This window comes from Oxalobacter formigenes (genome assembly GCF_002127965.1).
Taxonomy (GTDB): Bacteria; Pseudomonadota; Gammaproteobacteria; order Burkholderiales; family Burkholderiaceae_D; genus Oxalobacter; species Oxalobacter formigenes.
This window is the reverse complement of the sequence record NZ_CP018787.1, coordinates 1,129,581-1,147,624: the sequence shown is the minus strand read 5'-3', so window position 1 is coordinate 1,147,624 and position 18,044 is coordinate 1,129,581. Positions and strand designations below refer to the sequence as shown.

The following is an 18,044-nucleotide window of genomic DNA, read 5'->3' as shown; positions in this document are numbered from 1 at the left end:
ATAACACATGAAAAGAGAATGGCAATGAAAACCAAAATCACAACTGCCATACTGGCAGGATGTCTGCTTTCCGGTTCAGCTTTCGCAGGCGATTACGCCACCGCGCTCGGAAAGTGCCTCTATGACAACACAAACGCCACCGACAAGACCACATTGACACAATGGGCTTTCGTGTCACTGGGCAAAACCAGTGCAGCGAAATCAGTCGTTACCATTCCAGCCGCAAAGACAAATGCAGTTGATCAGCAGGCCCAAAAACTGGTCACCAGACTGGTGACTACCTCCTGCCGCAAAGAAGCTGCACAGGTAGCCTTGCACGAATCGACAAGCGGTTTACAGGATGCCGTCGTGGCGCTCAGCTCCCGAATGATCGCAGACCAGCTAAAATCCCAGACGAAAAACACTTTTTCCAACTCCCTGCTTACTTCGGAACAGTCGGAACAACTGATAGAAGCAGGCAAAGCGCTGCAAAATCTTTTCCAGAAATAAAAAACGAATTGGAAAAACGCCTATAGACATGAGCAAAAGCCGTCAGCAACATTCATGACGGCTTTTTTAATGGCAAATCCCTTGTTTTCTCAAGCACAATCGAAAAAATCGATATTGGCATACCATATTGCCTTCAGTGGAAAAGACATGAATAATCTGAACCTTCAGCTCATTCCCCTTCAATGATTTTTTCTCCTCCATAACATGACGGATACCAGACCAATTATCATCGCCATCATGGGACCGACCGCATCGGGAAAAACCGCTGCGGCACTCGACATCGCACAAAACATCCCTTCAGAGATCATTTCCGTCGATTCCGCCCTCGTTTACCGTGAAATGGACATCGGCACCGCCAAACCGTCACAGGAAGAGCGGGCAAGCGTTCCCCATCACCTGATCGACATCATCGATCCTAGCCAAACCTATTCAGTCGCCCAGTTCCGTGAAGATACCTTGCGTTTGATTACCGAAATCCGGCAAAGGGGAAAACTCCCCCTGCTGGTCGGTGGCACCATGCTCTACTTCAAGGGATTGACCAGCGGCCTCGACGACCTGCCGGGCGCCAATCCTGAAATTCGGGCGAAACTCGACGAAGAAGCCGCACAAATCGGATGGCCGGGCATGCACGCCAAACTGTCAAGCCTCGACCCCGTCACCGCTGACAGATTGAAACCCAACGATGCCCAGCGCATACAACGTGCCCTTGAAATCATCGAACTGACTGGAAAACCCCTGTCCGAACTGCATTCCGGCCAGCAGGCGCGATCATTTCCCTTTGACATTATCCCTATTGCACTGGAACCTTCAGACAGAAGCAAACTGCATGAACGCATTGCCCTGCGCTTTGACCAGATGTTAAAGGATGACCTGCTAATTGAAGAAGTCCGCAAACTGCGTGAACGTGGCGACCTGCACCCCGGAATGCCATCCATGCGTTGCGTCGGCTATCGACAGACATGGGAATACCTTGACGGTGAGTTCGACCGCAAAGCACTGCGCGAAAAAGGCATCGCTGCAACCCGACAGCTGGCCAAACGCCAGCTCACCTGGCTGCGCTCCATGCCGGAACGCATCTCCATCGATTGCCTCTCACCCAATGCATTGTCAGATATCATGACACATGTCGAGAACGCTCTCTGAAAACGGATGAGTACGGCTCTGTAATATTTCCAACACTCCAACAAAAATCCGGAAAAACTTCCTTGACAATTCCCTCTGAAACCATCAGAATAGCAGGCTACTTGGTGATATAGCTCAGCTGGTTAGAGCACAGCACTCATAATGCTGGGGTCGGTGGTTCAAGTCCACCTATCACCACCAAATAAGACAATTATGACAAGCAGTTCTTGTGAAAACTCGGATGAGTTTGTTATAATTACAAGTCTTGGCCTGGTAGCTCAGTTGGTAGAGCAGAGGACTGAAAATCCTTGTGTCGGTGGTTCGATTCCGCCCCGGGCCACCAGAATTCAAAAGCCCAATCATTTCTGATTGGGCTTTTTTGTTTTTCCGAAGCAGAAAAATATCCATTAATGAAAATAAAATCCCTCATCTCTTCCTTACAATGCATTCCTTTTAAATACTAGTCAGATTAACGTGCTTCCTACACTGCCTTCCCCGTTTCTCTCCAATGCACATGCAAAAAATGCTGTTTTGCATGAATACCGATAACGACGATAACATACACTCAAAATATTATTGCTAGACAATAATATCGTTTTGAATTGTTAGTAATTCCATAATCATTTCCTTATTCGACAAAAAAACCGAAACCATCTAGAACGGTTCTTTTAGCAAGCGGCTTCCTCCACACATTCAGGCTGTTGCCAAACGAAAGTTGAGGATGATCAACAACGCGCAACAGATTGAAAATTTGAGAATTTTGCCATTCAATCAACTTGAACAGCTTTACAAAAAGAGAATCGGACAATGGAGTATCTGAATCAATAGCGTATTTATTTCATCTGGAACAGAGGAAAGATCAGTCGGGTTGAAATTTGCGGCTATCATTAGAGGAGACGAAACATGGACCGGTTGCCCAATATTCATCCGGGAGAAATTCTTCTTGAAGAGTTTCTTGTTCCACTCGGAATCAGCAAATACCATCTTGCCCACAACATCCAGGTTCCGGCCACATGTATCAGTGAAATCTGTGCAGGAAAACGAAGTATCAGTCCAGACACAGCTATACGGTTTGGCAAGGTTTTCAAAACATTCCGGTTTTTAACTCGGTCTTCATGCAGATTACGATACCGAGAAAACCCTGCTGAAAAACCGACATAAAGAAGCAGATTCAACCACTGGTTACACTGCGAAACATATAAAACCGGCATTTGCCAGAAATATGGGAGAATAAAAAGAAGTAGCAGGAATTACCCCAGACAAATTTTTATTGATTGGTTTCTTTATTTCGAATACTTAGGCAGCTGCCAAAATAAAAAATCATATATTTATCTGAAATTCGAAAAGCTTCATTCCAAAAAGTTTTATAAGTTTAATTTTTTTCGAGCCTTTTCTTGCAGTAAAAATCTCAAATATATTAGGTATTCCCTGATGTTTATACAATGCACCATGTTTAATAGTATCAATCACATCTGGCAGAACTTCATTCAATTTGATTTTTCCCAAGATTTTTTCTTCATAGTTACGTGTTTTCCGTTCATAAAGCATCATGCGAGAGGATTGTTTGATTGAATTGTTGGAATGCCAACGGTATGAAAACAAGATTTCATCAAGATATTTTAGTTTGGAGTATTTTGAAATCTGCAGCATGAGATACCAGTCTTCTAACGGAGCCTCTTTTGTGAATATATCTGCTTTTCTGAATATAGATTTTCTTATCAAATATCCATTGGGGATATAATTTCTTAAATATAAGGAGGAATAAGTACCAAAATTATCAAATAGAAAATTAAGTTGCAGATCTTTTTGAAGAAAATCGGCAAAAGTTAAATAAACAGCATCATTTTTATTATATACATTGTTTCGTTTATTATCCCAATAACAAACAACACCATTTTCATCGACTATTTCATTATCTCCAACGACGAGAGAATAAGAAGGATTATTAATTAAAAAAGTTAATTGCTTCTCAATAGCATCTGGTTTAGCAAGATCATCGGAAGCAATAAAGTAAATGTATTCACCTAGAGAAATGTTAATTAGTCTGTTTAGTGTATCGCAAGTTCCCTTATTCTCTTGAGTTTCGAAAACTACTCTGGAAAAACGATCTCGGCAAAAGCGCTCCATTTCACAAATTTTCTGATAAGTCAAATCAGAAGAACCATCATTAATAACAATCAATTCAATATTTTTATATGATTGGTTTAAAATTGAGGTAATTGTTTCCTGTATATATTGCTCATGATTATATGCAGGAATCAATACCGATACCAAAGGGACATTAGTCATAATCATTTACCAACTCAATTACTTTATCAATCTCATCTTTAGTCATAACGGGACTTACAGGTAAACTGATGATTTCCCGATGAATTTTTTCAGTGATAGGAAGAGATAAATGATGCCACTCCTTGAAACACCCTTGATGATGAGGCGCCGTAGGATAATGAATTAAAGTTTCAATTCCATTCTTAGCCAGATAAGATTGAAATTGCTCACGATTAGGAACACGTACTGGAAAAACATGCCATACATGCGATTCAGAGGTATAACTTAATGGTAAAATTATTTTATAATTTTTTATATTATCAATATAATAATTTGCTATTGTTCGACGTTTTTCATTATCGGCATCGAGATGCTTTAGCTTGACATTCAGAACTGCCGCCTGAATTTCATCAAGTCGAGAATTCACACCCTTGTAAATATGATGATATTTATAATCTGATCCATAATTCGCAAGAGCTGAAATTTTTTGATAAAGAGCTTTATCATTGGTTGTTATAGCACCACCATCACCCAGACAACCCAGATTCTTACCAGGGTAAAATGAAAAACCGGATGCATCACCTAAATTACCAGTTCTTTTTCCTTTATAAATAGCGCCATGAGCCTGAGCAGAGTCTTCAATTATTTTCAGATTATATTTTTCCGCCAAAGACCAAATTTTTTCCATTTGAACAGCTTGCCCATAAAGATGAACGACCATTATGGCCTTTGTTCTATTGGTAATTTTTTTTTCAATTAAATCAGGATCAATGTTATATGTTTTAATATCAGGCTCAACCAGTACCGGTATACAGCCATTCTGGACTATTGCCAGAATAGATGCAATGTAAGTATTTGCAGGAACAATGATTTCATCATTAGAACCAAAACCATAAGCCTTGATAATCAAGTTTAGTGCGTCAAGTCCATTTGCAACACCTAGCGCATACTGAGAACCACAAAAGTTTGAAAAATTTTCAGCAAAAATATCATTATATTTACCTTGCAAGTACCAACCACAGTCAAGTATATTTTTAATTTCATGATTAATTTCATCATAAAATCTGTTATTTACTTTTTTTAGATCAAGAAATTTAATCATCTTTTTCTTTTTTTCAACTGCCAGGATATAAATATTTTAACTTTTTCAACAAAACCGAGATTGTTCCAATTTAAACATTTATAAATAAAACTATCTTTTAATTTTTTACTCTGCGCAAGATACTTTTGATACTTGAGCGGCTCCAATTGATTTTTCAAAATGTTTTTATTTTTGTAAATATATTTCATAGGATAATATGTCCTGTGAAAAATACATCTATCAAATTCCGGGGCCACACGTGACATAATTTCATAACTCATTGCATTTACGAGTTCTTTTTCAATATTTGTCATGTTGTTCCATATACTATTTTGCGTTTGTCTATAGTTATAGACAGGTCTGTCTATATAGTATAACTTCCCGAATTGCAGCATATAGATTGTGATCAGATTATCGTCAAAATTTTCAGTATTTTTCAGAAAAATATTCCTGCTTACATCAATTATATTTCTAAAAACAATGCATCCTGAATGTATATATACATTTTTGATGTAGAAGTCAGTATCAATAATCCCATTTCTAAGAGGTTGATCTGGAGTTATAATTTTATCAGGGTATAAAAATTGAAAGTTGAAGGCACATCCGATCAATGATGGTTCCTTTTCCAATATATTTATAGCATCCTGAACAAAATGTTTATCACAATAAAAATCGTCTCCATCCAACGTTAAAAAATAATCACCGGAAGCAAATTTTAATAAATTCAATCTATTGTCTGATGCTCTTCGAATGGGGTCATACACCATATCGACTTGCCTAGGCATTACATAGTATTTAATTATCTCAGGATATTTCTCTTGATAAGATTTAATTTTCTCTAGTGTACCATCACTTGACCCATCATCACCAATCAAAATTTCATAAGGACACGTTAACTCAAGAGCAAAAATACTTTCAAGACTTTTCCAAACAAATTCTATTTGATTATAGTATGTTACACAAAAACTTACTTTCATTTTTTGTCCAAGAATATTAACCTAGCCCATCAAAATGTTTTATGAAAATAGCACAAATATTATTTTGCTTAACTTAAATAAGTATAGTAATTTATCAAATAATTTAGCATTAAACTTCATTCACATAATACAAAAATTATCTAAAGAAATCTTTAATAATAATTTCTTTAATTTCACAACAGGCTTTTTTCTCTGAATTTGGAAAAAGTTCATTAATAATATCTTCACGCTTTGCTTTAAGTGGATCAATACCTTTTTTCAAAAAATCAAGTGTTTTACTCAGCTCTTCCCAGTTGCTGACCCAATAAAACCCCTGTGACATTTTTCTGGAAAAATCATTAAAATGATCTGTTTTATGGCAATAAATGATTGGTTTTCCGGTCAAAAAATACTCCGCAATGATACTGGATATATCAGTTATCAGGATATCTGACGAATAAAATGTATGAAGGTATTCACCGCTAGAATCTATTTTTGCGTTTTTTCTCTTAATATATTCATTTTTATATTTTTCAGCATCCTCTTCATTTAATTCTCCATTCGCATTCCACTCGAGAAAAGCTTGTGGATGTGGCCTGAATATGAAATCTATTTCATTGTTACTATCTATATAATCAAGAATTTTATCTTTGTAGTCAAAAAAATGACAATTGTTTTCTCTCGTTGACCATCGAGGCGTCCAGATTATTCTGCATATATCATTTTCTTTTCGTCTACTCCATAAATCACTATCACATTTTTTATATTTTTCAAGACTATCATACCTGGGAAACCCTGTAATAAAGATTTTTCGCTTGATTTTTGTTTTAACTTTTTTCAAATGAGCAACAAGAAGTTCAAAATCATAGTCGCTCTGACAAAAGAAAAAACTGACATCTTTGATAAAATTGAAGGGATAAGACTCGTCGTATATTTCATTTCCCATCATATTAGCTGCATAATGAACATAACAAATCTTTGCATATTGCGAAACAACTTTGCTATGATACTCTTCTGGTCTGCAGATATTATATGGAGTCTGAAAAAAGATATAATCAATATTTAATTTTTTTAAATCAAACCAAATGCCATTTTTATAATCATATCCTTCAATAACAGCACAAGGAAAATTTTTAAAAAAAACTTCAGCACCTTCAGACTCATAAACTTGATGATTAAAATCAGTTCCAGGCAATTGTTTTTTATTTGGGATAGCCACAATCGTGATATTGAATCTTTTATCTTCATTACATGCTTCAAAAAAAGACTTTAGAGATCCCCATAAGGCCGGTCGATGACAAACAAAAACAATATTTATTTTCTTATTCCGAAATACTTTTATTCGCCTTTTAATATTCCATATAAAATCATTTAATAAATATTTGAGTTTCATTATTTTCTTACGATATTAATTACAAAACATCATTTCAAATGATTTCTCATTTCAAATATCGAGTTATTCCTTATGCCAGTTTTATCAAATAGACTTGATGTACCGGCAACAAAAATGTTTGCACCATATTGTTTCAACTTCCTTGCATTTTCAAATGTAATATTTCCATCAACTTCAAAATCAATATCAAGATTTCGTTCATCAAGAAAACGATGCAGTTTTTCTGCTTTTGAAAAGCCAAATGGAACCATATTCTGCCCTGCAAAACCTGGATTTACCATTAACAAATTGACTCCATCAATGAAATAGATCAACTCCTCCAAAACACCTATTGGTGTTCCTGGATTAATAGCCAAAAAAACTTTAGCGCCATATTTTTTTGCATTTTCCAATGTCCGCAAAATTTGAGGCGTACTTTCATAATGTATGGAAATAATGTCTTTCTCTTGAATTTGTAAAAGCGGTAATATATTGTCCGGATTTATAGTCATTATATGATAGTCGAATGGTATATTCGTATATCTTCTAAGTGAATTAATCCAATCCAGGCTTAATCCCAGATTTGGAACAAAAATACCATCCATAATATCTAAATGAAGATATTCTATATTTTCCTTTTCCAAAGTAGAAAATGTTTCGTTTAAGGTAAATGGATTTACACACATCATTGAAGCAGATATTACAGATTTTTTATTCATTAATAAACATTCCTTTGACGGAGAATATAGAAGAATCTGTCATGGTCTGAAAAGCATTTTGACATTCTGCTAATTCAAATTTATGTGTAATCAATTTTTCGAGAATTGGATACATACTTTTCATATGCACAAGCACATCATTCCAGTCACATCTTTCTGCTTTATATATTGAATTCCATACACCTTGAATAGAATATTCTCCTCTAAGTATTTTCCAATATATATTTTTTTCTAACGTTATATCTCCTTCAGGGTTGCCTAAAAGAATAATACGTCCTTCAGAACGAAGAGACCGGATGGCTGTTTCCAACGACAATGCACTTCCTACGCATTCGATCACAACATCAGCCCCTTCACCATTGGTTTTCGATAGTAATGTATCGTGAAAGGAATCATCAATCACAATAGCTTGTAATTCATTGAACTGTTCTATATATATTTTTTTCTTCTTACTACGGCAAGTCAGATAGACTTTTTTAGCTCCCTGATTAATTGCCCAAAGCCCACACAGAATGGCAATAGTACCCGATCCAGAAATGCATACTATATCCTTCCGTGTGACTTGTGCCATCCTTACAGCATGCCAGGCAACGGCAGCTGGCTCAGTCAGCGCTGCAACACAATAAGGTATAACATCGTCATAAACAAGCACATTCCAAACGGGAACTGATAAATATTCTGCAAATGCCCCGTCACATCTAGAACCGAAGTAATTATAATTTTTGCATTGAGCCCATTGTTTTCTTTGGCAGGAGGTACATTTTTCACAAGGGAGCAGAGGAAAAATAACCGCTGATTTTCCTATCAATACAGGATCAACGCCATCCCCAATCATCTCGATTTTTCCTGCAAACTCATGACCTGGAATAGTGGGGAAATGATATGTACCTGTTTTTAAAACGCGAGCATAATCACTACTACATATACCGCAAGCCTTTATTCGTAGCAAAACCTCCCCTTTGGCAGGAGTTGGCGCCGGAATTTCTTTATAAACAAGATTTCCTACCGACTCAAGAACACAAGCTTTCATTATTGACCTCCAAGGAACAAAAATATTCTGCAAGTTTAATATCAAAAGGGGTTGTAATTTTTATGTTAATAGGATCACCGCAAATAGTAAAAATCTCTATTCCTTTTAGCATACAGATCTGTGCTGTTCCAGTTATAATCTTCTTTTCATTAGAAGTAAGATTAAATAAAGCATTATAAAGAACTTGCAATCTAAAACTATCTGGAGCTTGGCCATGAAATAACTTTGATCTTATAGGCATACTAGACACGAAGGGAGCATTTTCTACCCATAACATAGTATCTACTACCGGCAAAGATGCGACTACTGCATCATGAAGCTGTAACGCTTCAATGCTATCATAAATAATCTTCTTAGTTATAAACGGACGCACTGCATCATGGATTAATATTATGTCTGACTCAAAAATACCATACGAACTATTTATATGATTTACGGCATTATAAATCGAATCAATTCGTTCAACCCCTCCGTTTACTATAATAATTTTAGACTTATCAAACTTATATTTATTTATTAAATATAATAATTCATCGTTCCAGTCAGAATGAATAGCTATAATAACACGATCAAAAATATCAATTCCAATAATCTTTTGAATTGTCCGTACAATAATAGGAATTCCGGAAACAGAAATAAATTGTTTTGGAATTTCGCTTTTCATTCGTTTACCAGACCCGCCGGCCAATATAACAGCATATTTCATAAAATTTTAACAAAATACATTCAAAATTCCATTTATATTTTAGTATATTTCCTAAAATTAAACTTTTAATTTATCTACTAAATTTCGTATTTTCAATCTCAAAAGGACATGTATTATTGCTACACGGATTTTTCCAAATGACTTTGAATCCAAAAGGTTCTACTATATTGAAATATTTTTCAAATCCAAGATGCGTATCTCCAATAATTTTATATATTTTATCAAATATTTCAGGATAATTTAGCGCCAAGTCTTCAAATATCTCATATTCAGCACCTTCTACATCTATTTTGATAATAATTTTATCAAGACTATTTTCATCTATAATATTTTTCAATATAACAGAAGCTGAGTAAACTGAATATTCTTTTAAAATTCCATGATCCCTTTCTTCTGGCGCATAATTTTCTAAAAATTCAGAGTTCATTGAAGATATTCCATCTCTCCCGGGTAAATATTTAGCTTCAATTTTTCCAGTTTTAGCGGCTAAGCCAAACTTATACAAACTTATTTTTTGTTTTAAATTTTTATTTATATTATAGTTTTCTTCTGCCAAATCTGCTGTTTCGCTAATTAACTCAAAAGCATAAACATGCTCACACCATTCCTGAGAAGCAAAGTATAAAGTTGCATAACCCCTATTTGCACCAATATCAAAAACCGGATATTTTATTAATTCTTCCAAAGAATTTACATTACGAAACTGATATAAGTTATCTACAAAAATTTCGTAAGCAATCCACGGAAAAAAAATATCAGTTTTGAATTTTAATTTTCCATTGTTATAGAGAAGATGCATATTTTCTATTTCTGACAAAATAAAACCTTTTTTTTCAAGTGCTTCATGAATTAGAAGCATTTGAGGACAACAAGATGCATTATTTTTTTTCAGCAAAGAATATAGCTCAAAGTCTTTAAAGGATCTTTTACCTCTCAATAAATCCCATATATTTTGTAAAAAACTAATTCTCATTTTAATTCCAATTCGTATGTACTATAAGCAGTTGTTCTTCCTCCAAACCCTTCTTTCTGGAAAATAAGTCCTTCATTTAACAACTGACCATCTTTTTCTGTTGATATACCAAAATCAAAATATAGTTTATTTTGAGAATATTTTTCAATCAGATCATAAATTAATAAGTCTAGCGCCCCCACCTCTCTTGCGATTTCATTTGCACTCATATATTGTGTATGCACGCAATCTTCATATTCGAAAATAAGAGTACCTGCCACTATTTCTTCTTCTTTCATAGCCAGAAATAACTTTATATTTTGAGGAAATTTTGATTTCAAATAGACAAGTTCTTTATTCGTATGAACAGCTTGTGTTTGATGATATTTTTTTAATACACCATTAACTAACTCGATGAAGGAATTAAATTCCTCTGATTCTATAATCTGGATTTTATTTTTTTTTGCTCTTGATATCATTCCCTTTCTGCTTTTCGAAACTTTGAATCTATTATTAAGGTAAATAGTGGTAGATGGTTCAACTTTTAGTAAGTTAGCATTATTTAAAAATAAAGAATATATATCTTCCTGAGCAGAATTATTATGATATATGTAAGGAATAGCTTTATATATCATTCTTTCAATCTTATTTTGCTTTAAGAATTTTATTAATTCCTCAAAGCATTTATTCATTCTCTTTTGTTTCATCGATTCATTTGTTATGAATCCACCATATGTCAAACCGCCATGCGATCTCACTTCGTTTTCATGAATTGATGCAGGCAATAAGGCAACCAGATTTCCGTCTTCGAAAAACATCAGCGAAAAATCAACAAACCGGTCAGAATGATATTCAATAAAATCGCGATTAAACATAAACATGGGTATTTTTGATGTATTTACAAAATCATCCCATATTTTTTTACATTCACCAGTATATTTTTTTATTTGAATCATATGACTTTACAGTTTGCAAATATTTCAGCTCCATTTTCAGGAAAATACTTTATCATTCTACAAAGGCCGTTTAGTAATTCTTCATCAATAAAACCATTTTCAACCAATTGAAACATTTTTCTATGATTAAATGGTTTTACAAAATATGAGCCTTTCTCAATTATCTTAAAATCACTATCACCAATAATTTTCTCAAGGCTCAAGAGATCAAATGTAGTATTCTGTTGAAGACTTTTAGCTGTTTGGGTTAACATTCCAATTTTTTCAATCATGCCGCTTTCCACCGCCCATAACAGATGAAAACTTTTTGCATTTGGTACATTAACATGTAATATTGTTTTTTCTGTTGAAATACTTCTTATTTTTCGCAAAATATCAGATGGCATCTCTACTTCATGCAACAAACAGCTTAATAAAATAAAATCAAATTCTTTCGAAGCAAGTTCATCAACTTTTTCCTCGAAGAAGTTCAAAAAACTTCTACATTATTTAATCCATTTAAATCCTTTTTTACTTTTTCGAAAAATAAAGAAGAGGGTTCTACTACCGTTGCAAGATCAAATGACCTATAGTAATTAAATATTGAATCCATTCCACAACCAATTTCGAGAACTTTACGTGGTTTATACGTATTTAATACCTTCAGTACATTATCCGACCGATATTTTGCCATAACATCTTCAAAATCATGAGATAAATAATTATTTGTATATTTTTCTATATCTCTATTTAATTCCATTTAAGAATTCCTTATAATCCCTTATATACTCATTCTCATCATAGTATTCGCTCGCCAATACCAGAAGCTTGCACCCATAAGAAAAATGGCGCATTTCACGCCAGATGTTTTTCCCGATATACAATCCAACGTCAGGCCTGTTTAACCAAACCTCTTCACGATTTTTTCCATCATCCAATACAAACTGGCATGCCCCATCCATTGCGATAATAATTTGCTCAAGATTTTTATGTGCATGCATTCCTCTAACCTGATCAGGAAGAGTATCAAAAATATAATAAATACGCTTTATATCAAAAGGTATATTTTTATTACTTTCCAAGGAAACAAGCTTTCCACGCTCGTCTCCAAAAACCTTCATATTCATTAATTTGTAATTCATCACGTAAATTCTGGTTAGATAAATTTTTTTTCATTCAAGTACCATGCTATTGTTTTGACAATGCCGGTGTCGAAATTTTCATTCGCTTTCCATCCAAGATCATTTTTCAACTTGTTTGCATCGATGGCATATCGCAAATCATGCCCCGGTCGATCTGTGACGAATGAAATAAGCGCTTCATATTTCTTCCCATCACTGCATGGATGGTATTTGTCCAGAATAGCACATACAGCATGAACGATTTCCAGATTATTACGTTCATTATTTCCGCCGACATTATATGTCTCGCCTGATTTTCCTTCATGAAAAATCAGATCAATCGCACAACAATGATCCATGACATATAACCAGTCACGCACATTTAAACCTTTTCCGTATACGGGTATTGGATCTTCCGCCAGACATTTTCTGATGATAGTTGGAATCAATTTTTCACTATGCTGTTTCGGCCCGTAATTATTGGAACAATTGGATGTCGTCACATTCATACCATATGTATAATGGTAGGCTCGAACAATAAAATCAGACCCCGCTTTACTGGCTGAATATGGACTGTTAGGGGCATAAGGCGTTTCTTCGGAAAAATACCCGGTTTCTCCAAGAGTGCCATAGACTTCATCTGTTGAGATATGATGAAAGCGACAGGATTCATACCCACTTTTGAATTGATTTGGCGCCTCCATCCAGTGCCTTCTAGCGTTTTCAATAAGATTGAAGGTCCCCATAAAATTGGTTTCCATAAAGGACTTCGGCCCTTTAATGGAATTGTCAACATGGCTTTCTGCTGCAAAATGAATGACTCCACGGATGTCGTATTTCTCGAACAGTGATTGAACCAATATCTCGTCGCATATATTACCCTGGACGAACTTGTAATTCGTCATGGTTTCACATTCTCTGAGATTTTCCAGGTTTCCCGCATACGTCAGCTTGTCCAGATTAATGATGAAATATTCAGGATATTTTTCAGCAAAATAGGGGACAAAATTTGAACCAATAAAACCTGCGCCACCAGTTACCAGAATCGATTTCATTCAACTTCTTTCATATCATTCAACACTTCAATTAATGCATCACGCCAATGCGGAATTTCCAGTTTGAAGTCGCTTTTGATTTTTTCTTTATTCAATACACTATAAAAAGGACGAGTCGCTTTGGTCGGATAATTTTTGCTTTCGATTGGATGAACTTTGCAGGAAAGTCCGGCAATTTTCATAATCGCATGAGCAAAATCGTACCATGAACAAACGCCCTCATTGGTAAAATGGTAGATATTCTTTTTGCCTGCTTTTACCTTCGGTAAAATCCTGACAATGGCTTTGGCCAGATCTCCGGCAAAGGTGGGAGTACCGACCTGATCTGACACCACATTCAGATGATCACGTTCTCTGCCAAGACGCAACATCGTTTTGAGAAAATTACTCCCATGAGCTGAATAAAGCCAGGCTGTCCTGATAATGACGGCTGTCTCGGCATTATTTAAAACAGCCTGCTCACCCCTGAGTTTAGATTGCCCATAAACAGAAACAGGATATGTCGGGTCATCTTCAAGATAAGGTTTGGAATGTGCCCCGTCAAATACATAATCTGTTGAAATATGGATGATGGTTCGGCCATATTTCGCCAGCCATTTGGCTCCCAAATGATTGACGGCATCTGCCAATACAGGTTCATCCTCGGCCTTGTCAACAGCTGTATAAGCGGCACAATTGATAATGCAATCAAAACTGTTCTGTTGCAGAAATCGTCTGACATCTGTTTCAGATGAAATGTCCAGCTCATTGCGATCCACATAAATGGCAGAATCTTTTAACAGGACACGTAATTCCATTCCAAGCTGTCCACCAGCACCTGTTACCAGATACATATATTATTTTCTTTCTTCAGAACTGAAAAAAACCGGTGCTCGACAATATTGCTGAAATCCGGGGGATTTTTTGTCTTTTTCTGAAAGCAAAATATCATCAGGAGGGATCTGCCAGTCAATAGCCAGCTCCGGATCGTTGAAAAGGATAGAACCTTCACTGGCAGGCATATAAAAGTTATCGCATTTATACGAAAAAACAGCCGTTTCGCTTAAAACACTGAACCCATGCCCGAAGCCACGCGGAATTAACAACTGCCGCTTGTTTTCTCCGGAAAGTTCAACTGCGACATGTTGACCAAATGTATGTGACCCCATTCGCAAATCAACGACAACATCCAGAACATTCCCCTCCAGCACCCTTACCAGCTTTGCTTGAGAAAATTCACCTTTCTGGAAATGAATGCCCCTGATTGTTCCATGCACTGATTTTGACTCATTGTCCTGGACAAATGAATAATCAAGTCCAGCCTTTTTAAAAGACTCTTGATTGTAACTTTCGAAAAAATAACCACGTGAATCGGCAAACACTTTCGGTTCAATGATTAAAACTCCATCAAGTGACGTTTCAATAAGGTTCATGACGTTCCTTGTACACTTTCATCAGATATTCTTTATATGTAGAGCCTTCTTTTATATCGTCAATCAAACCTTGCATGCCAACATCGTCAATCAAGCCTTTACGATAAGCGATTTCTTCAATGCAGGCAATCTTAAGGCCCTGACGTTCTTCGATAAGTCCGATAAATGTCGATGCCTCCATTAAGGATACAGGCGTTCCGGCATCAAGCCAAACATTTCCCCTCCGCATGGGAACGACACTCATACGCCCTTCGTGCAAATACATATTGTTCAGATCAGTGATTTCCAGCTCGCCACGGTCGGAAGGCTGCAGACTTTTCGCTTTTTCCACAACATCGCCAGGATAAAAATACAGTCCTACAGAGGCATAATTGGATTTGGGTTTTCTGGGCTTTTCTTCAATTGAAACTGCATTGAATTCTGAATCAAATTCCACAACACCAAACCGCTCAGGGTCGAGAACATGATAAGCAAAAATAGTTGCCCTTTTACCCTGATTTTTATCTGTTTCTTTCTTGAATTCCGCTAGCGCCTCATGCATCATGAAAATGTTGTCTCCAAGAATCAGGCAAACATCTTCCTTTCCGATGAAATCAGCGCCTATGGTAAAAGCCTGGGCAATTCCCCTGGGTTCTGGCTGGATCGCATATTCAATACTCAGTCCATATTTCTTGCCATCTCCAAATAATTTTTCGATGTTGGGTGTGTCCTGTGGTGTTGAAATAATCAGAATTTCCTGAATATCGAACAGCATCAATGTAGAAAGCGGATAGTAAATCATAGGCTTGTCGTACACCGGCAGCAACTGTTTGGAAATTATTTTTGTCAGCGGATACAAACGCGAGCCACTTCCACCTGCAAGGATAATGCCTTTCATTGTCTTCGCTACCTTTCCTCTCGAATGAAAAAACAGAAGTCAACCAGAAAGATAAAAAATCATGTGACTGGAAATTCTCTATTTTAAGGAGAAACAAGATATTAAACAATTTTTACAGGCATAATTAATATAATTTGAATACAATTCCAACAATATGACACGAGGTGAAAAAAAACCTTGTTATTGAAGATTTTGAGGATAAAATATTCTTTTACTTGATCAGAGTAGCAATCCCTCCCAGACAGCCCCAAGGAGAAGTTTCGCATATCAGAAGTTTGGAAGGCTTTTTAATGAGGCGATGATCTTTTCAACTTAACGAGCTTTTCGTATTTTCAAGATCAGATCAGCCCAGGCAATCTTGAGGCTGCCAACGTTATCCTGAAAAATGCTTTCAACTGCCCCATACATGCTTTTGACAGAATATCAGAATAAAAGAAGAGATATTCAGAACAGGAATTTAATGACATTCCTAAATTATCGATTATAAAAAACAATAATTTAGAGTCATTTATTCAACATAGTACCAGATGAATTAATATGTAATGAAAATGACTTCCCGGACATTCCCGGGAAGTCATTATAGAAAACCTTTTCAAATATCACGTAGCAGAGAATTTCAGTTACATAATATTTGATAAAAAATCAGAAAATAGTTTTAAAAACAGGTATAAATTATTTATTTATAATTTCGAGATAAAATTCCATTTATGTTCAACAAATTTCCAACTTTTCTGATTTAAATCTCATCCAGATATTTTTCTATCTTCTCTTTCAATTCAGGATTTTCAATTTCGGCACGTCTTAACAACATTTTCTGATAAACAGTTTCATACAACATGACGACACCTGTTCTGGTACCAACCGACAACTTCGACCATTCTTCATCAGTAGGTGCCCAGCACATCCAGGCCGGATCGTTTCTCATCTGCTCAATCGAGATATCCAGTTGTGCCTCCAGACTGCCCAAAAAGAAATCCTCATGATTGAGCACATCAGCCAGACTCATCGCCTGAACAGTGGGAATGTTCAGGAATTGTGCTATCTTTTCAAGCTTATCCTTGCTCAAAGCTGAAATTTTACGGTGACCGTTGGCAATCGAATACCAGTATATCGGTGTAACTCCAATAATATCAGCGATATATCTGTCCTGAACACCCAATTCAATAGAACGACTCTTGATTTTATTAATCAACCTGTAGCCCGGTATGCTTTTGGCCTTTTTCACCCTGTTCCCTGCACCATTCTTATCGTCAATAGTGTTGACAGCAACCTTCTGATAGACACGTTGCGTATTTTTTTCTCTTTGTTTTTCAGACTGCGACATCCTTGTCCTCACTTATTTTTAAGAAGGTATGAAAAATTGAATATTATTTATTTTAACAAAAAACGTTAATACAAAAAATTTTCTTTGATAAACCAATAGAATATAAATATTTACATTCAGTTTATAATTACATGAATAATATATAAAGATATATTTTTATACTAACGATACATTATATGAAAAAGCATTATTAGATATTCTCAGATAATAGGGGTTTCTCTATATAAATATTGCCAAGAATATAAAAAATTAAAAATAAGAAACATTTGTTTTTCAACCAATATTAATTTCATATATCACAAAATCTTTTCAATTCAAATTCTTTTTCCATATCCGACATTTCCCAGACATTGCCAATAGTAAATTCACGCGCAACGTTTCCAGCTTACAAATCAACTCAAACCTGTAAAGTTCCTGTATAATCCCGTTCTTCCGGAAGGGTGGCAGAGTGGTCTAATGCACCGGTCTTGAAAACCGGCGATGTGAAAGCATCCGTGGGTTCGAATCCCACCCCTTCCGCCAAGACTCCAAAATTTCCCGGTTTCTCCAGTTTATCCTCACAGATGTGTCCGATGTGTCTGTAGTATCAGACAAGAAACAACATCTGTCAGCTTATACACAGCGA

The 18,044-nt window shown here is 35.8% G+C and carries 20 protein-coding genes, 3 tRNA genes and 1 pseudogene; 7 read left to right on the top strand and 17 right to left on the bottom strand.

Going from position 1 to position 18,044, the window contains the following annotated elements:
• Nucleotides 1-24 precede the first annotated feature (24 nt).
• The 6 genes and pseudogenes from BRW83_RS05445 to BRW83_RS05420 all read left to right on the top strand — a co-directional run bounded on the left by BRW83_RS05445 (nucleotide 25) and on the right by BRW83_RS05420 (nucleotide 2,772).
• On the top strand, nucleotides 25-489 hold the full coding sequence (locus tag BRW83_RS05445) for a hypothetical protein (RefSeq protein WP_036603848.1): 465 nt from the start codon (nucleotides 25-27) through the stop codon (nucleotides 487-489).
• Between the two features lie 204 nt (nucleotides 490-693).
• Entirely contained in the window at nucleotides 694-1,632 is a 939-nt protein-coding gene (miaA, locus tag BRW83_RS05440) for a tRNA (adenosine(37)-N6)-dimethylallyltransferase MiaA (RefSeq protein WP_005880888.1), read from the top strand.
• Between the two features lie 103 nt (nucleotides 1,633-1,735).
• A tRNA-Met gene (locus BRW83_RS05435) sits at nucleotides 1,736-1,812 on the top strand.
• Between the two features lie 66 nt (nucleotides 1,813-1,878).
• A tRNA-Phe gene (locus tag BRW83_RS05430) sits at nucleotides 1,879-1,954 on the top strand.
• A gap of 342 nt (nucleotides 1,955-2,296) precedes the next feature.
• Nucleotides 2,297-2,431, top strand: a pseudogene (locus BRW83_RS12125) (type II toxin-antitoxin system RelE/ParE family toxin); the annotation flags it as partial.
• A gap of 83 nt (nucleotides 2,432-2,514) precedes the next feature.
• Nucleotides 2,515-2,772 carry a HigA family addiction module antitoxin gene (locus BRW83_RS05420; protein ID WP_196793283.1) on the top strand — a complete coding sequence of 86 codons (258 nt, stop codon included), beginning with the start codon at nucleotides 2,515-2,517 and terminating at the stop codon, nucleotides 2,770-2,772.
• A gap of 159 nt (nucleotides 2,773-2,931) precedes the next feature.
• On the opposite strand, the gene BRW83_RS05415 is transcribed toward BRW83_RS05420, so the two are convergent.
• From BRW83_RS05415 to BRW83_RS05340, 17 genes are all read right to left on the bottom strand, one after another.
• Nucleotides 2,932-3,900 (bottom strand): glycosyltransferase family 2 protein, encoded by a 969-nt coding sequence (locus BRW83_RS05415; RefSeq protein ID WP_005880889.1) that lies wholly within the window; start codon nucleotides 3,898-3,900, stop codon nucleotides 2,932-2,934.
• Entirely contained in the window at nucleotides 3,893-4,981 is a 1,089-nt protein-coding gene (locus BRW83_RS05410) for a DegT/DnrJ/EryC1/StrS family aminotransferase (protein ID WP_005880890.1), read from the bottom strand. Before BRW83_RS05410 ends, BRW83_RS05415 begins: the two co-directional genes overlap by 8 nt.
• Nucleotides 4,978-5,937 (bottom strand): glycosyltransferase family 2 protein, encoded by a 960-nt coding sequence (locus tag BRW83_RS05405; RefSeq protein ID WP_005880891.1) that lies wholly within the window; start codon nucleotides 5,935-5,937, stop codon nucleotides 4,978-4,980. Before BRW83_RS05405 ends, BRW83_RS05410 begins: the two co-directional genes overlap by 4 nt.
• A gap of 136 nt (nucleotides 5,938-6,073) precedes the next feature.
• The gene (locus tag BRW83_RS05400) at nucleotides 6,074-7,309 is read right to left on the bottom strand and encodes a CDP-glycerol glycerophosphotransferase family protein (protein WP_005880893.1); all 1,236 of its coding nucleotides are present in this window, start codon (nucleotides 7,307-7,309) and stop codon (nucleotides 6,074-6,076) included.
• A gap of 29 nt (nucleotides 7,310-7,338) precedes the next feature.
• Nucleotides 7,339-8,007: a ribulose-phosphate 3-epimerase gene (locus BRW83_RS05395; protein WP_005880895.1), complete on the bottom strand. Its 669-nt coding sequence runs from the start codon at nucleotides 8,005-8,007 to the stop codon at nucleotides 7,339-7,341.
• Nucleotides 8,000-9,037 carry a galactitol-1-phosphate 5-dehydrogenase gene (locus BRW83_RS05390; protein ID WP_005880897.1) on the bottom strand — a complete coding sequence of 346 codons (1,038 nt, stop codon included), beginning with the start codon at nucleotides 9,035-9,037 and terminating at the stop codon, nucleotides 8,000-8,002. The genes BRW83_RS05395 and BRW83_RS05390 overlap by 8 nt, the downstream gene beginning before the upstream one ends.
• On the bottom strand, nucleotides 9,018-9,743 hold the full coding sequence (locus tag BRW83_RS05385; RefSeq protein WP_005880899.1) for an IspD/TarI family cytidylyltransferase: 726 nt from the start codon (nucleotides 9,741-9,743) through the stop codon (nucleotides 9,018-9,020). Before BRW83_RS05385 ends, BRW83_RS05390 begins: the two co-directional genes overlap by 20 nt.
• A 70-nt stretch (nucleotides 9,744-9,813) precedes the next feature.
• A complete protein-coding gene (locus BRW83_RS05380) occupies nucleotides 9,814-10,716 on the bottom strand; it encodes an FkbM family methyltransferase (RefSeq protein WP_005880901.1) in 903 nt (300 codons plus the stop codon).
• Nucleotides 10,713-11,651 carry a GNAT family N-acetyltransferase gene (locus BRW83_RS05375; protein WP_005880903.1) on the bottom strand — a complete coding sequence of 313 codons (939 nt, stop codon included), beginning with the start codon at nucleotides 11,649-11,651 and terminating at the stop codon, nucleotides 10,713-10,715. Before BRW83_RS05375 ends, BRW83_RS05380 begins: the two co-directional genes overlap by 4 nt.
• Nucleotides 11,648-12,124 carry a hypothetical protein gene (locus BRW83_RS05370; RefSeq protein WP_005880905.1) on the bottom strand — a complete coding sequence of 159 codons (477 nt, stop codon included), beginning with the start codon at nucleotides 12,122-12,124 and terminating at the stop codon, nucleotides 11,648-11,650. Before BRW83_RS05370 ends, BRW83_RS05375 begins: the two co-directional genes overlap by 4 nt.
• Nucleotides 12,121-12,390: a hypothetical protein gene (locus BRW83_RS11845; RefSeq protein WP_196793284.1), complete on the bottom strand. Its 270-nt coding sequence runs from the start codon at nucleotides 12,388-12,390 to the stop codon at nucleotides 12,121-12,123. Before BRW83_RS11845 ends, BRW83_RS05370 begins: the two co-directional genes overlap by 4 nt.
• On the bottom strand, nucleotides 12,377-12,772 hold the full coding sequence (locus BRW83_RS05365; RefSeq protein WP_036602982.1) for a sugar 3,4-ketoisomerase: 396 nt from the start codon (nucleotides 12,770-12,772) through the stop codon (nucleotides 12,377-12,379). The genes BRW83_RS11845 and BRW83_RS05365 overlap by 14 nt, the downstream gene beginning before the upstream one ends.
• A gap of 14 nt (nucleotides 12,773-12,786) precedes the next feature.
• Nucleotides 12,787-13,806 (bottom strand): dTDP-glucose 4,6-dehydratase, encoded by a 1,020-nt coding sequence (gene rfbB / locus BRW83_RS05360; RefSeq protein WP_005880908.1) that lies wholly within the window; start codon nucleotides 13,804-13,806, stop codon nucleotides 12,787-12,789.
• Complete coding sequence (gene rfbD / locus BRW83_RS05355) at nucleotides 13,803-14,639, bottom strand: dTDP-4-dehydrorhamnose reductase (RefSeq protein ID WP_005880909.1); 837 nt, start codon at nucleotides 14,637-14,639, stop codon at nucleotides 13,803-13,805. Before rfbD ends, rfbB begins: the two co-directional genes overlap by 4 nt.
• Nucleotides 14,640-14,642: 3 nt before the next feature.
• Nucleotides 14,643-15,218 carry a dTDP-4-dehydrorhamnose 3,5-epimerase gene (rfbC, locus tag BRW83_RS05350; RefSeq protein WP_005880911.1) on the bottom strand — a complete coding sequence of 192 codons (576 nt, stop codon included), beginning with the start codon at nucleotides 15,216-15,218 and terminating at the stop codon, nucleotides 14,643-14,645.
• Nucleotides 15,205-16,095: a glucose-1-phosphate thymidylyltransferase RfbA gene (rfbA, locus tag BRW83_RS05345; protein WP_036602984.1), complete on the bottom strand. Its 891-nt coding sequence runs from the start codon at nucleotides 16,093-16,095 to the stop codon at nucleotides 15,205-15,207. Before rfbA ends, rfbC begins: the two co-directional genes overlap by 14 nt.
• Before the next feature lie 736 nt (nucleotides 16,096-16,831).
• Complete coding sequence (locus BRW83_RS05340; protein ID WP_005880915.1) at nucleotides 16,832-17,419, bottom strand: helix-turn-helix domain-containing protein; 588 nt, start codon at nucleotides 17,417-17,419, stop codon at nucleotides 16,832-16,834.
• Nucleotides 17,420-17,853: 434 nt separating this feature from the next.
• On the opposite strand from BRW83_RS05340, the gene BRW83_RS05335 reads away from it, so the two are divergent.
• Nucleotides 17,854-17,941 (top strand) — tRNA-Ser (locus BRW83_RS05335).
• Nucleotides 17,942-18,044: the final 103 nt, after the last annotated feature.